Annotated in this window: 10 protein-coding genes; 4 read left to right on the top strand and 6 right to left on the bottom strand. The window is 48.6% G+C overall.

The window, feature by feature from the left end:
* Positions 1-126 precede the first annotated feature (126 nt).
* Entirely contained in the window at positions 127-1,413 is a 1,287-nt protein-coding gene (locus ABGV42_RS14650; RefSeq protein WP_347382283.1) for a DUF5050 domain-containing protein, read from the bottom strand.
* A 284-nt stretch (positions 1,414-1,697) separates the two neighbouring features.
* Here ABGV42_RS14650 and ABGV42_RS14645 point away from each other — a divergent pair, with 284 nt between their 5' ends.
* Positions 1,698-2,684, top strand: coding sequence for a Gfo/Idh/MocA family protein (locus tag ABGV42_RS14645; RefSeq protein WP_347382282.1), 987 nt, complete (start codon positions 1,698-1,700; stop codon positions 2,682-2,684).
* Here the strand turns inward: ABGV42_RS14645 and ABGV42_RS14640 are convergent.
* The 3 genes from ABGV42_RS14640 to ABGV42_RS14630 all read right to left on the bottom strand — a co-directional run bounded on the left by ABGV42_RS14640 (position 2,681) and on the right by ABGV42_RS14630 (position 5,325).
* Complete coding sequence (locus tag ABGV42_RS14640; protein WP_347382281.1) at positions 2,681-3,475, bottom strand: MurR/RpiR family transcriptional regulator; 795 nt, start codon at positions 3,473-3,475, stop codon at positions 2,681-2,683. The genes ABGV42_RS14645 and ABGV42_RS14640 overlap by 4 nt on opposite strands.
* A gap of 118 nt (positions 3,476-3,593) precedes the next feature.
* Complete coding sequence (locus tag ABGV42_RS14635) at positions 3,594-4,427, bottom strand: ABC transporter permease subunit (RefSeq protein WP_347382280.1); 834 nt, start codon at positions 4,425-4,427, stop codon at positions 3,594-3,596.
* Positions 4,420-5,325: an ABC transporter ATP-binding protein gene (locus ABGV42_RS14630; RefSeq protein ID WP_347382279.1), complete on the bottom strand. Its 906-nt coding sequence runs from the start codon at positions 5,323-5,325 to the stop codon at positions 4,420-4,422. The genes ABGV42_RS14635 and ABGV42_RS14630 overlap by 8 nt, the downstream gene beginning before the upstream one ends.
* 488 nt (positions 5,326-5,813) lie before the next feature.
* On the opposite strand from ABGV42_RS14630, the gene ABGV42_RS14625 reads away from it, so the two are divergent.
* The gene (locus ABGV42_RS14625; RefSeq protein WP_347382278.1) at positions 5,814-7,649 is read left to right on the top strand and encodes an HSP90 family protein; all 1,836 of its coding nucleotides are present in this window, start codon (positions 5,814-5,816) and stop codon (positions 7,647-7,649) included.
* The gene (locus ABGV42_RS14620) at positions 7,649-8,704 is read left to right on the top strand and encodes a hypothetical protein (RefSeq protein ID WP_347382277.1); all 1,056 of its coding nucleotides are present in this window, start codon (positions 7,649-7,651) and stop codon (positions 8,702-8,704) included. Before ABGV42_RS14625 ends, ABGV42_RS14620 begins: the two co-directional genes overlap by 1 nt.
* A 96-nt stretch (positions 8,705-8,800) precedes the next feature.
* Here the strand turns inward: ABGV42_RS14620 and ABGV42_RS14615 are convergent, their stop codons facing one another.
* Both ABGV42_RS14615 and ABGV42_RS14610 read right to left on the bottom strand, forming a co-directional pair.
* Entirely contained in the window at positions 8,801-10,975 is a 2,175-nt protein-coding gene (locus ABGV42_RS14615; RefSeq protein ID WP_347382276.1) for a serine hydrolase, read from the bottom strand.
* Positions 10,976-11,100: 125 nt separating this feature from the next.
* Positions 11,101-12,369 (bottom strand): MDR family MFS transporter, encoded by a 1,269-nt coding sequence (locus ABGV42_RS14610; protein WP_347382275.1) that lies wholly within the window; start codon positions 12,367-12,369, stop codon positions 11,101-11,103.
* Between the two features lie 123 nt (positions 12,370-12,492).
* Here ABGV42_RS14610 and ABGV42_RS14605 point away from each other — a divergent pair, with 123 nt between their 5' ends.
* Positions 12,493-14,355, top strand: coding sequence for an ABC transporter substrate-binding protein (locus ABGV42_RS14605; RefSeq protein WP_347382274.1), 1,863 nt, complete (start codon positions 12,493-12,495; stop codon positions 14,353-14,355).
* The last annotated feature ends 28 nt before the right edge of the window (positions 14,356-14,383 follow it).

Below are 14,383 nucleotides of genomic sequence, written 5' to 3'. Positions count from 1 at the left end.
CTTAATGATAACAATTATCATTCTCATATGGAAGACGTTTTTCAAAAATAGTTATAAACATATAAAAAAAGAGGATACCAGGAGCCGCAGGGCTGCAGGGTAATCCTCTTTATCTTTGTAAAAGGTTTAGTTTGGTGTTATCAACAGAATGTCGTCCAGGAAGACTTCACTTAACACATTGTTGCTCGATCCATTTGCCTGGATATGATACAAACGATAGAGGTCTTTGGCGTTAATGTAGAACATGCCGGGTACGTCATCTCTGAAATGGAAGGTGTCCCATTCATCTCCGACGAGTTTAGTTACTTTGAGCGCCGAATTTACAGCGTAGAGACCATTGTCCCCGGAAATGTAGGCAAGTGTTGCTGTGCCATTGGTCAGCTGATCCGCAACGTAATTCACATTGCTCAAATTCAGATTGGTCGTTTTGGTGACCTTGCTACCAGATACGGTTTTTGCGTACGCTTTTTTCGCTGCATCAATGATGACTGCCTTGTCTGTGCCAAGTGCACCTACTTCTCTGATGCTCTTGCTATGAAGCTGGAATGTCTTGCCTGAAGTCGTAAGGGCAAAAGCTTTACCTGTTGCGTAGTTATAATCCTTGTTGCTGTCTAGGCTAATTCCTTTGTTATACACGTAAAACGAGCTGCTCCAGCCACCGGAATATACTGCATTAACATCCAGCTTGGCTTTTGGATTCACAGCACTCGCCTTGCCTGTACTGTAGTTAACGGAGTACATGACCACCGCATTGGTGGAGTAGTACGTTTCATAAGGGTTGGTGTTAACCATCAGTTGCAGTTTGTTTTTGGCCGGGTTCATAAAATAACTGCTCTCCACCGCGCCTTCAGCAATCCGTTGTACCGTTCCGCTGCCATTTGTGGCTTTGGAGACGACCCAGGTATTGCCGTTAAGAAGCGCGTTGTAATAGACACGGCCCTTGATGACAGCGAGCAGCGGAAAATCTGTATCCGCTTTGTCCGCGATCTTTTTGACGGAAGATGGTTCACCATCACCACTCGCACGATAGATCGAACCTTTGGCATCCATGTAATAAATGAATCCGTTATCCGTATCGTAACGCAGAACGTCCGTTGCAAACGTCTCGGCGGTATCGCGCGATCCGTCATTCGGGACCCGAAGCAGTGTGGTGGACGTTTCGGATGAAGTGTAGTAGAGGTGAGAACCTGCTGCTACAAGGTCAACACCCTGAAAATCAAGCAAAACTTCTGTCGTATTGCTGCCATCCCCGGATACTTTGTACAATACACCATCCGAATCATAATACACGGTAGATTGATTGAGGGAGGCTGCCTGTACTGCAGTTCCTCCACCCAATATTGCTGCAGTGACCAGTGTAAACAACAGGAAGGTACTGATCTTGCGCTGCATGCCTGTAAACCATTTGCTCATAAATCCATCGACACCCTTCATCCATATGTATGTAGTTCATTCCTTAAGTTATATCGGTAAACAAGGGAAATAATGTTATATCTCCGCTGCCTGATGCTGGAAGCATGAAATTGAATTTCACATTACCCCATGCCAAGAATTGAATTTCGCATGATGCGGCCATTCCTTCTCCAAAGCGTTCACCGTGGGTCAGCTGCATGATAACATAGCGCTTAGATAGGGAGCTTAGTATTATAAATAATCAATCAAGTAATGGACTGTAGAAAAAGAGGAGCGGAACAACCATGAATATAGCAACCATTGGAACAGGATTTATTGTAGATGCCATATTATCGGCAATAGATGAAGTGGATGGAGTGAAATGTACCGCAATATACTCCCGGAAAAGGGAAACAGCAGAGCCGCTTGCGGACAAATATGGGGTACAAACGATCTACACGGATCTGAACGAACTCTACGTTGATCCAAAGGTGGACTTTATTTATATCGCATCACCTAATAGCATGCATTATGAGCAGGCCTATCAGGCACTTCAGCATGGCAAACATGTCGTCTGTGAGAAACCTTTCACATCAACGGCATTGGAAGCACAAACGCTCATCGAACTGGCCCGGGAAAAAAATCTGTTCCTGTTTGAGGCGATCTCCAACATCCATCTCCCTAACTACAACAAGGTGAAGGAGCAGCTGTCCAAACTGGGGAATATCCGGTTTATTCAATGCAATTACAGCCAGTATTCGAGTAAATACAATCAGCTGCTTGCCGGGGAAACGCCAAATGTATTTAACCCTGAATTCTCCGGTGGTGCGCTGATGGATATCAACATATACAACCTTCATTTTGTCATGAAAATGTTTGGCAGCCCGGATACCGTATCCTATACGGCCAACCGACACGCCAATGGAATTGATACATCAGGGGTTGTGGTTCTGAAATACCCCGAGTTTATTGCGGAGTGCGTAGGATGCAAGGATACCAGCAGCATGAATTTTGTCCTGATCCAGGGAGAGAAGGGATATATTCATGTCGTGGGAGGAGCCAACGGGTGCAGGGAAATCAAGGTCCAGATTGGACAGGAGCCACCGGAGATCATCAATGTGCAGACACAGTCAAACTGGCTTTATTATGAGTGGGAAGCCTTTAGGGATATCTATTCCAATCAGGATAATATGAGGTGTGATGAGCTGCTGAGCCACAGTCACTCTGTAATGAATGTATTGGCAGAAGCACGCAAGGATGCAGGGGTTGTGTTTACGGCTGATCAGGTTTAATATTTGTCACGAATACTGCTCATGTACAAGATATCGAAGATATAGAGTACAGAAACCATGGAGGACATCTTGGAAAGTCTCATTTGTTCATTGTAGCCATAGGTGAGCAGGGTTTCAGTAGCTAGTCTGGACAGGCCCGAATGGTTATTGCCCGTGACTGCAACGACGTTCATTTTTTTCTCGTTCAGAATTCTGGCGGCATCAATCATCGATTGATTCTCCCCGGTATAAGAGATGACAAAGGAAAGTGTGGATATGTTGGGGTTCATCGTGTTCAGATAATGCATATTCGGACTGTTGTGTGCAATGGCGGATATGCCGAGTTCATTCCACTTGGTGCAGGCTTGCTGTGCAAGATAGTAATTCATATTACTGCCATAGATATCAATCCGGCCGGATTCCTTCACCCAGTTTGCAATTCGCTGCATGACAGAAGTGTTCAGCAGACGGCGTGTTTCTTGCAATGCCTGATGATAAAGGTAAGGTACGGAATCCATTGCAGAACGCACATCATCCAATTCGGTGTAGGGATGATCCAGAGGTGTGATCGTGGCAGGAGCCCGCTGATAATCGAGGGCAAGCTTCAACTGGAAGTCTGGGTACCCTTGGGTACCCAGCTTTTTGCATAAACGAACAACGGTTGAAGAGCTTGTATACGTGGCTTGAGCCAGTTCATGAGCCGTGGATTCAAAAACGACTTCGGGATTGTTCAGAATGTAGTCCACAATATGCTTCTCCTGTGCCGTTAATTGCTGTGCATATTTCATTTTTTGAAGCAGACTGTGTTCCATCGTTATTTCCATTCCTCTCTGCGGTCATTCCCAAGTGCATGTCCTCCTATCATAACCCGTTGGTTTTGTTTTCTCAATCTGTCCACCATCTGAAAGACTTGTTCTTGCTGTCCCATAATCAGATCTGACTCTCGGCCAGCTGCTGGCGGCTGTTCCAGAGCGCAACCAGACGAAGCAAGACCAGGCTGATGAGTAGAAGTGCAGCTCCGATCAGAAGCAGCAATACGGGACTGATCAGCAACATTCCGCTTGCCTGACCGGCAATTAGTGCAAGCAGTGGAATAACGACAAGGCCTCCCAGCTGGTAAGCTTCCTGAAATCCACGAACCTTGGCCGAGATCAGCACATTGAGCAGGATGACCATAAGACTGCAGGACGGAACCACCCACAGCACGAGAATGATCCAATTCCAGTTGGGGAACATGATGGCTCCGAACATGGGGTACATCAGAATATTGGCAATGACCCCATAGATGAGAAAGGTAATCCAGGACAGCATAATGGAAGGAATCAGAGCAGCCAGTACTTTGCCTTTGAACAGCGTATCCATGCTGATCGGTGTGAACAGAAGGCCTTCAAGCGTCTTACGTTCCTTCTCGCCTGCGAAGCTGTTCGCAGTAAGAATACTGGAGGCCATCACTGGAATAATCAGAAACAGTGGTGCGAACATATATAAGGCCAGATAATAGATAATTCGATGGTTGTCTGTTGGCATAGAGGCCAGTTCCGGAATCTGTCCCGAGCTGCTTAATAGATCAAGACTGTCGAGCAGGAACCCGAGATTGCCAATGGAACGGATTTCGACTCTGGAGGCCATCCATATGAGTAAGGCGGGCATGATAACCCCGACTATAAGCGGAACGATCAACATGGGAAGCCATAGCTGAATGCTGGCTGTGATGGCCCGGATATCTTTGCGAACAAGTGCCTTTATAGCTTGATGATTATTCATAATGGTGTGCCTCCCTGATGGCAAAATAGATGCTTTCCAGATCACTGCCGATCATGCGAGCCTGATAGACTTGTCCCTTCGTGGTTAATTGTCTGAGCAGCATGGGGATTTCCTCACGGGACTGGAGCTGGAATATGGCTTTGTCCGTGGAGATGATCTCCGGATTAAATTCAGATGCCGCACTCCATCCATCAGTCAAGACGGCCTCTATCTCAAGCCGTGGCGCAGTAAGATAACGATTCACGATCTCCTGCTCCGAACCTTCCTCAACCTTGCGTCCCTTTTCCATAAAAATATATCGATCACATACGGCTGAGAGTTGGGACAGGACGTGCGAGGAGACCAGAATGGTCATCTTTTCCTCTTGGTTCAACCGGCGAATGATACGGAGTACCATCTGAATCCCGTCAGGGTCCAGACCATTGGTCGGTTCATCCAGAAATAGAATGGACGGGCGATGAAGCAGAACTCTGGCAAGGCCAAGCCGTTTCTTCATGCCTGTGCTGTAGGTGCCCACTTTGCGGTGCTGGTACTCCTGTAGTTCGAACAGCTCTGCAAGCTCGTCAATTCGTGCGGTATGCTGCTGTACACCAAAAGCCTCTGCGAAGAACATGAGATTGTCACGTCCGCTCATATTCTCATACAGTCCACTCTGTTCCGTGAGTGTGCCGCACATGGCCAGCACCTTCTCCGCATGGGTGGAGGGATCCAATCCGTTAATCGTTACGGATCCGCTTGTAGCCCCAAGGACACCGTTCATAATGCGGATCAGTGTGGTTTTGCCCGAGCCGTTGGGGCCAATTAACCCGGTAACACTGCCTTGTTCAATCGTGAAGCTGACATCACGCAGGGCCTGATGCTCCTTGAATTGTTTGGATATGCTGCGAACTTCAATCATATGCTTTCACCATCCGTTCTGAATTTGAAGATGATACGTTTAGCTGGACAAAATCGTTCAAATGGATTGCAAAAAAAATATGATTCCGTCAAAAGTCCCACGGGAAAAAATTCATTTCCACCCTAAAGTCCGGGAAAATCGGGTCTCAGGTGTGTTTTCTCATTCTCTTGTTCATTGTATTGTGGTTAAAAGGATGCAATATTCCGTTTCATTGCCATCGATAATGAGGTAATGAGAAGGAAGGCCTTATACATATGATGTAAGCCTGAATATTCATCTAACGCCGGTCTTGGTTACCACCAGGGCCGGCTTGGCGTGGTCGTTTGGCATGTTGTGATATGAAATGCCGATGTCATAGAATTACATATCTGATAATTTATAATTCGTCTAACACATTGTACGTACACATATGAAGCCTTCTGAAATAATGCAAAATGCTGATATGAAGTCGAAGTTTCGGTGTGTTGGACCAGAGGAAGGTGAGCAAAATGGCAGCATCTAATGAGTATCGTTTTCAGGTCAACCTGAGTGGCATGATTCAGATCTTATCGAACCATCTCTACAGCAGTCCCAAAGTTTTCTTGCGTGAGCTGATGCAGAACGCGACCGATGCCATTACAGCACGAAGCGAGGCAGAGCCCGGGTTTCAGGGTGAAGTGCGCGTTGAGCTGACAGGCACGGGTGAGCAGTTAACGATGATGGTGGAGGATAATGGCATCGGATTAACCGAAGCGGATATTCACGAATTCTTGGCCATGATCGGACAATCCTCGAAGCGTGGACAGCAAGCCCTGCTGGATGGAGAGACTTCTTTTATTGGACGATTCGGAATCGGGCTGTTGTCCTGTTTCATGGTGAGCAATGAGATTGTCATGCTGACCCAATCCGCGAAGGGCGGACCTTCGATGGAATGGCGCGGCAAGCCCGATGGAACCTATACCATTCGGCAGCTGGAGACCCAGTTATCCCCGGGGACCAAAGTGTATTTGCGTTGTACACCGGATGCCGCCCATTATTTTGAACCGGAATATGTGAAGGAAGCTCTGTTCTACTACGGAGCCTTGTTACCTTATCCCGTGACGCTGCAGAGCGGAGGTGTACAGGACATTGTCAATGCCGAGTCGCCTGTGTGGCTCACACATCCGGAGCTTGCCAAAGGTCGCAAAGCGGAGGTGCTTGCGTTTGGTGGGCGCCTGCTTGGGGAGACATTTGAAGATTTCATCCCATTGACGACAGCCTCAGGTCGTACCGGAGGAATTGCATTTGTCCTTCCACACGCCGTGAATCTGAATGCCAAGCGTTCCCACCGGGTATATCTGAAGCGGATGCTGATCTCGGAGAAAGCAGAGAATATTTTGCCGGATTGGGCTTTCTTTGTGAAGTGTCTGATCTGGACCGATGAGCTTCAACCGACGGCTTCGCGTGAACATTTTTATGAAAATGAACAGCTGGAAGAAGTACGTTCCGAACTTGGTGACGCACTTCGTCAAGGACTGTCCGACATGGCAGAGAATCAGACGGAACGTCTGAAGAAGCTCATACGCCTGCATGCACTCTCCATGAAAGCACTGGCTGTGCAGGATCAGGGTTTTTACGCGATGATATATCGCTGGCTGCCATTTGAAAGTACCCGGGGCCACCGGGAACTTGGAGAGTTAATGGATGAAGGAGAAACATTATACTTCACGACTACGGTCGATGAGTATCGTCAGATTCATCATGTCGCTTCTGCACAGTCCCTGCTCGTTATTAATGGCGGGTATATCTATGACAACGAATTAATGGCGACCTTGCCGCTTGCGGTACAGGGTGTGCATACAGAGCGACTTCAGCCGGATCAGGTTTCGCTTAGCTTCACCGATGTTCCTCCAGCCGAGCGCAATGATTATTATGATGCGCTGCGTCTGGCCGATTCTGCACTTCAACGCTTTCGCTGCCGTGCCGAGGTAAAAGGATTCAAACCGAAAGATCTGCCCGTACTGTTCACGCTATCACAGGAATCTTCTACGCTTCGTGCATTGGAAAAAGCGAGTGAGGAGAGTACAGAACTGTTCTCTTCCGTACTTGGCTCATTATCCGCTGGTATCAGTTCTGCTGGCTACTCAACCTTGTATCTGAATGTGAATAATCCAATCATTCAGCGCGTGTTAACGACGCCGGATCCCCAAATGACGCCGATTGCTATTGAAATGCTTTATGTGAATGCGCTGATGATGGGGCACTATGCCATGAACCGGCAGGAGCTTGAGGTGCTGAATCAGGGCATCGTTCGTTTTATTGATTGGGGTTTACGCGCTAATACGGATCGTAAGGGGGATGCTTGATGAATACAGAGATGGATTTTGAGGATTTGATGGATGAGGCCTATGGCTTGCCTAATGGAACAGCGAAGCTGGGCATGCTTGAAGAAGCAGCCAGAGTGGCTGACGTAAATGGCATGGAGGAAGAGGCATACGAAGCACGGTCCGAGATTGTAGAAACAGCCACATTCTGCGGATATCCGATGAAAGCTCTGATTGCCTTTTCCTGGCAGCTCGGCAAGTTTGATCAGCAGCCTGAACGATATGACGAAGAGACATTAATGTGGTCGTACAAATGGATCTTGGGCGAACTCTCGAGTTTCCCTGAGGTCTCTCGCGATAAGATGATGGAGCTGCTGGAAGACTTCGGACGACGTTTCAAATCCTTTGGTTACAGTGAGCGTTCATACTGGTATTACCGTTTCCGCATATTCATGGATCTTGGCGATCTGGAGGAAGCAGGAAACAGTTATGCCAAGTTCAGAACGATGGACCGTGACTTTATGAGTGATTGTGAAGCCTGTGAACAGGATGAAATCATGCGTTACTGGATTCTTGTGGGAGATGACGAGAAGGTCCTGGAAGAGGCCAAGCCGATCTTGAAGGGACGTATGAGCTGCGCTGAGATTCCGCACCTGACGTTATCCGAAGTCCTGATGCCGCTATATCGGCTTGGACGGATTGAAGAAGCGGACAAGCATCAGCAGAAGGGTTACCGGATGATCAAGGGCCAAAATGATTTTGTGCAGAGCTTTGCGGAGCAGATGGATTATTTGGCACGAACCAACCCGTCGAAGGGAATCGATGTGTTGGAAGAAACGCTGGTAATGGCCTTCGATCATGAGGATCCTTTTGCCAAAATGATGTTCTACGCCAGAGCAGCCCAGCTGCTTCGCCGCTGGGCGGACGAATCACCAGGATACCGATTGCGGCTCCCTGCTTCATTCCCGTATGAAGGAGACCCTGGAGACTTGCTTGCATTGGCTGATTATTTTGCGGAATATGCTAAGGCGGCTGCAGAGAAATACGATCAACGGAATGGCAATCATCATGTTTCTACGTTGCTTGCCGGAGTATAACCGGACACAATAAGAAAACAGGCTTGTTCAACGAAGGTATGAACCTTCCGAACAAGCCTGTTTGACGTCTCTAGAGATGCGTTACACTTTGGTCATTTAAGGTGTTTCAGTATTGGCAGATGATGGCTGCTCCTCAACAGCTTCACTAGCATTGGAGGTTTCCGATTTAGGCTGCTTAGCCATAAGTTCAGCCACAATCATATCCGTTGGCTGAGTAAACAATTGATACATGATGGCAGCCTCTTCTTGGCGAATAAGCGGTTTGCGAGCGAGGACATCGACAGATCCATCCTCGAGTACTTTCACTTCCGGACCATGGATTCCGAGCTTAACCATCATCTGGATTGCAGGTACAGCCCACTTATCCGCTTGGCCTGCAAGCTTCACATCCTGGAACAGCTCATTCGGATACTGCAGCTGCAGTGATCTCCAGATCATGACCATTGCTTCCTGGCGAGTAATGACTTGATCCGGCTTGAACTGTTCCGAATCCGCACCTGTGATCATGCCGGACTCGTAGCCGAGCTGAATGTAGCCAGCTGCAGAGTGACTGGCCCAATCGCTATCAGCGGGCGGTGTTGTTTTACTTGGTTTGAGTCCGCTCATTTTCAGTACATCTTCAATGAATTCAGCACGTGTAACGGCCGACTTGGGCTGAAATGCTTCGGTTGCATCATTGTCATAGTGACCGAGCGACTGTAATCCATAGATGGCCTTGGCATAAGGGCTCTCCGGACGAACATCCCGGAATCCCTGAGGCTGCTGCCCTTTTTTCTCATATCCAAGTGGATTGAGGTAGGGTTCTTTCATATAGATCGTTCCATCTGCTTGTTCCTTAAAGGCTGTAAATTGACCCGTTAACTCATCCTTGAACAGATTCTCATCAACCTGGATCAGGGTACGTGGGCCCAGGAAGGCATCTGAAATGCTCAATTTCCCGGGTTCCGTGCCCCCGTTTTGGAGAGAACTGACAATTGTGCTAAGTCTTAAGTCAGCATATAGCCCGGCGAAGCGCTGCAGTTCATTGGTGGATTGGGGCGTAAAACCCTTGAATTCGACCGGTTCCGCATATTGCGGGAAGAAGGTCTGAATGAAAGCCGGGTAGAACAGATTACGAAGAGCACCCGCTTGGTTGTACGTAAGGAAGACGCCTGTATTTTGCTCCGGAATAAGGAAGAGATAAGAGCTGAAACCGATCAGGTCGCCTGCCTTGGTAATAATCTCGGGACTGCTGCCCGCACCAGGCAGCTGAAATGCTGCTTCAAATCCATACGTAGTGTCCGGGAGTGTCGGATGAATGGAAGAGCGATATTGCTCCATGCTTTTTACGGTGGATTCCTTCAGAATACGCTCATTGTCCTTCACACCATCATTCAGGAAAGCGATCATGAAGTTCCCGATGTCCTCAGCTGTGGACAACATGCCTCCTTGAGGCATCGGAGTTGGAGCGATGGTGTACAGATCGAGCGGGTTATGTACCGCATCATACGCTGTCGCGAGCTGATCCTTGAACTTGTCGTTCAGCACGAAACTGCTGTTAGCCATACCAAGTGGTTTAAAAATATGCTGCTGCATGTAAGCCTCAAACGGTTCGCCGCTGACATTCTCCACAATCATGCCAAGCAGCAGGAATGAGAAGTTGTCGTACATGTAGGCACTGCCTGGTTCTCTGATGACAGGAGGCATGTGCTGCTGTGCATATTCCTCCATGGAGACGGTTTTGTTGAAGTCGGCGTGAATATCTTCCTGCTGCGGATCGCGAATCTCGAATCCAGTGGTGTGTGTAAGCAGGTTTTCCACAGTGACGGGTTTGTCAAAAGGGTTATCAAACTCAAGTCCCTTCACATACGTTTGAAAGTCCGCTTGCAGATCAACCTTGCCCTGCTCCACCAATTGCATGACGGCTGCAGCCGTAAATGTTTTGGAGACAGAGGCTACGCGGAAAGCCGTGCTCTTCGGATCGACGGGCGTTTTGCTCTCCTGATCGGCATAGCCGTAGCCTTTCTCTGCCAGGACTTTGCCATCCTTGACAACAACAACGGAAGCACCGACATATTGTGCCTTAGCTTCAGCTGAATCAAAAAACGTATCCAGAAATGATGTTACTGATTCGGTGGTCAGTGCTTGGGCTTGTTCCTTTTCATTGACCTGAATGGATGGGGTTTCCGCATGAACCGCTGGTGCCCAGAGACTTAACGAAAGGACGAAAGCCATAAATGCTCCCGTTAGCGAGGTGGATCTGAAGCGGCTCCTTCGATTGAATAAATGCATGTAAACACTCCCTTGCGCAAATTTTGGCAATAAAGCCTGTTCACTGTGTATTACTCCCAATTGGTGCGATAGGTTTCACGATAGTTAGATTACGAAATTTGAAAGGTTTTCTACCAATGATGAGCTTATGAAGCATCCGCACATCGCTGGGACTCGCTCGGTTCGGCTGAAGGCCTGAGCGATTGACGGAAAAATACGAGTGCAGAGACGCCGATGAGGACATACAGGCCGGCCATGGCGTATGAAGGCAGCACAGCTCCAATCGTCAGCCCTAAACTGCCGAGCAGGGCAGCGACATTATAACTCATACCATCTGCGGCCATGTATGCCGCACGATCCGAATCGGGAATCATCCCGGCAAGAAGCACCTGACGTACTGGAGAGTACATCAATTCGCCAATCGTCAGCAGGACAGCAGACCCGATGAGGAGGAATGCCCAGTTGCTGAATGCAAGTACGGTGAACCCGGCGGTGTAGAGGCACATGCCTACCGTCATGATGGATCTGGATTGAAACCGTGCCATCCATTTGGAGAATGGAATAGCGACCAAGGCAACCAGTACCGTGTTGATCGCCAGGATTAGGCTGAACATCTGCAGCCCCGAAATGTTCCAATGAAATAGCTGTGCACTGAACTCGCTTTTCAGACGGACAGCGATGTATTTATCCAGTTGGAATTCGAGAGAGACGGCCAGAACCGTGGCAGTGAAAAAGACCATGAACTTTTTGTCCCGGAGTACACCTCCATAGGTTTTCAGCATGTTTTTCCTGACAGGAGCCACGGTCTGAGCAGAGCCCGTTCTTTCTGTTCTTTCCATGGTTTCCTGAATGAAAAACAATAGAATGAATAAGGTTACCAGGCTCTCCACGCACACCAGACTGAACAGGATGAATCGGAAAGAGTCGAATAACAACCCGCCCATCAACGCGCCAAACGTAATGGCTACATTGGTCGTCCAATACTGTAATCCGTATACATAATGTCGTTCCTGTTCACTGCTAACGTCCACGATCATCGCACCCGCGATCGGGATGGTAATGCCCGAGCTTAGACTGCTAAGAAAAAACATGATGCAAGTCAGTTCTACCGAGTCCAGCCAGGGCGAATTCGCCGCAGCCAGCCAGAACAAGGCGAACACTTGCACACATTGAGCGGTAACCATCATTTTTTTACGACCAATCCGGTCAGACCAGTATCCTGCGCCCAAGCCAGCGATCATGGAGGAGACAATGTTAACCGTCAGCAGCAAACCGGCCCAACCATCTCCCATCTGGACGCTCAGATAGATCGCCATGAACGGAATGATTGATTTCTGAGTCAAGTCTGTAAAAAAATCAGTGATAATACGAATTTTAATGTTGCGGTGCAAATCGGCATATTTCATCGGTTGCATTTCTTCCTTCCCGCTTTGTCATGTGGATGTTACTGAGTATAATGGAGAAAAACCTGAAGAAAAACTGTAGAAGCGAATGAATGGATTTCGTATTTTAGCAGGATGAGAAGGGCAGGGAATGTCATGGAAGCAGCTGACCATTATATTCAATTGCGTACGGCATTTCCGCACGTTCATGACGATGAAGAATGGCAAACGACGATTGGAGAGCTGGCGCAGCATTTGTGCTGCACGATGCGCAACATGAATTTAATCATGAACAAGTTCATGGATAACAACTGGATTCGGTGGAGCCCGAAGCGTGGCAGAGGCAAAAAGTCCGTGCTTATTTTTCATGCACCGCTAGTTGATGTAGCCCGTGAGCGTTTTGATCGCCTCCTGCAGGGCAACAGGCTGGAAGAGGCCTATGAGTTGGCTGCGAGTCTTCCGTTTTCGTTACGGGAAATGTTAATGCATGGTTTGCAGGATCCGTTTGGTCTACGTTCAGACCAGAGTGCCAAGGGAAGGATAGATACGCTGCGGATACCACAAAACTTTCCGTTTGAGACATTGGACCCGACCCAGGCTGCCATGTGGGGAGAAGTGGGCATTGTGGCAGAGGTATTCGATCGCCTGGTCCGTTATAATGCTGAGCGTCGCAGCTGTGAGCCGAGTCTTGCCGTGGCATGGGAGAGTAATCCTGAAGGGACGGAATGGACATTTTATCTGCACAAAGGTGTTCTATTCCATCATGGAAAAATACTGGATGCAGTGGATGTGAAGTTCACATTTGAACGAATTATTGAGGATATCAATAATCCCTGCCGTCCGCTATTTGGTACCATTGCGAAGATCGAGACATTTGATGAGCTGACGGTACGTTTTACCTTATATAGCCCGAACTTCATGTTCCCGGATCTGATGAGCAGCATGTGTGCATCGATTTTGCCGCGGGATGTTGAACCTGACCGGATGCATCCGGTTGGGACAGGACCTTATCGTTTAACGAGGAATCACCCCAGACTGTTGGTGCTGGACGTATTTCCTTCCTATTTCAGAGGGCGTGCCTACATTGATCGGGTTGAGGTGTGGCAGCTCCCGCAGTCCGAACTCGTAGAGTCGGTGATCAAGCAGGATTTGTTTTCGGATGGACCGCCTCATGCGGTACAGCATGAAGTTCAGGGCGGAGTGTATATGACGTTTAATATGCGAAAAGAAGGCCCGCAGCAGGATCTGTATTTCCGCCGGGCTGTGCAGCAGCTGCTGAATCAGCAGGAGTTGATCCATGCGTTCCCGGGTACATCTACTCAGCCTGCATACAGTCTGGTTCGGGATAATTGCGGGGAAACAACGGGGGGAGGGACTCGAAGAAGCTCCTCTATACGAGAGAAACGGACAGGAGTGTTGGAATCCACTAGGGAACCCTCAGTGGCCCAAGCGGAAGAACTGCTTAAGCGAAGCTGCTATGCGGGGCAGACGCTGCGGTTATGGGTGGAGGATGGGAAGAAAATGGAGACAGACATGCTCTGGTTCGTGCAGCGCTGTGAACGGATTGGAGTGCATATCGATATCGTTCCAGGTGACCCTGTTCGTGCGGTGTACCATGATGAATTCAGCTCATGTGATCTCGTGTACACCGGGGAAGTGTTCGATGATCATATCATGCTGAGCCTGGTCACCATGTTTACTTTTCAGAATACCTTGTTTCTGGTTGCCATGGATGATGATCGGAAGAGGGAATTGGACAAGGAATGCAGGCGCATCGTGGGAATTCGCGATGGAGGAGAACGACTGGCAGCGCTGCTGGGCGTGGAGGCGAAACTTATTGAAGAGGCATTGCTGCTTCCCGCCTATAGTTTCAGAGAGGAGCATGCCCATCATGCCTCCCTTCGTGATTACAATGTGGTGGGGTATGGGATGCCCGATCTGCGACGTTTATGGGTAAAACGCAAACCAGACGCTGATCATAAGGAAGCGAGCTATCCGGCTTACATCCCGCTGTGGTAAGTAAGACACAGGCGGGATGAGCCTTGTA

The organism is Paenibacillus pabuli (genome assembly GCF_039831995.1).
Classification (GTDB): domain Bacteria; phylum Bacillota; class Bacilli; order Paenibacillales; family Paenibacillaceae; genus Paenibacillus; species Paenibacillus pabuli_C.
The sequence above is the reverse complement of the archived record's forward strand: the minus strand, read 5'-3'. Positions and strand labels throughout refer to the sequence as shown.

Coding starts and splice junctions, on each gene's coding strand:
- ABGV42_RS14650 (WP_347382283.1), bottom strand. CDS start 1,413: ATGAGCAAATGGTTTACAGGCATGCAGCGCAAGATCAGTACCTTCCTG.
- ABGV42_RS14645 (WP_347382282.1), top strand. CDS start 1,698: ATGAATATAGCAACCATTGGAACAGGATTTATTGTAGATGCCATATTA.
- ABGV42_RS14640 (WP_347382281.1), bottom strand. CDS start 3,475: ATGGAACACAGTCTGCTTCAAAAAATGAAATATGCACAGCAATTAACG.
- ABGV42_RS14635 (WP_347382280.1), bottom strand. CDS start 4,427: ATGAATAATCATCAAGCTATAAAGGCACTTGTTCGCAAAGATATCCGG.
- ABGV42_RS14630 (WP_347382279.1), bottom strand. CDS start 5,325: ATGATTGAAGTTCGCAGCATATCCAAACAATTCAAGGAGCATCAGGCC.
- ABGV42_RS14625 (WP_347382278.1), top strand. CDS start 5,814: ATGGCAGCATCTAATGAGTATCGTTTTCAGGTCAACCTGAGTGGCATG.
- ABGV42_RS14620 (WP_347382277.1), top strand. CDS start 7,649: ATGAATACAGAGATGGATTTTGAGGATTTGATGGATGAGGCCTATGGC.
- ABGV42_RS14615 (WP_347382276.1), bottom strand. CDS start 10,975: ATGCATTTATTCAATCGAAGGAGCCGCTTCAGATCCACCTCGCTAACG.
- ABGV42_RS14610 (WP_347382275.1), bottom strand. CDS start 12,369: ATGCAACCGATGAAATATGCCGATTTGCACCGCAACATTAAAATTCGT.
- ABGV42_RS14605 (WP_347382274.1), top strand. CDS start 12,493: ATGGAAGCAGCTGACCATTATATTCAATTGCGTACGGCATTTCCGCAC.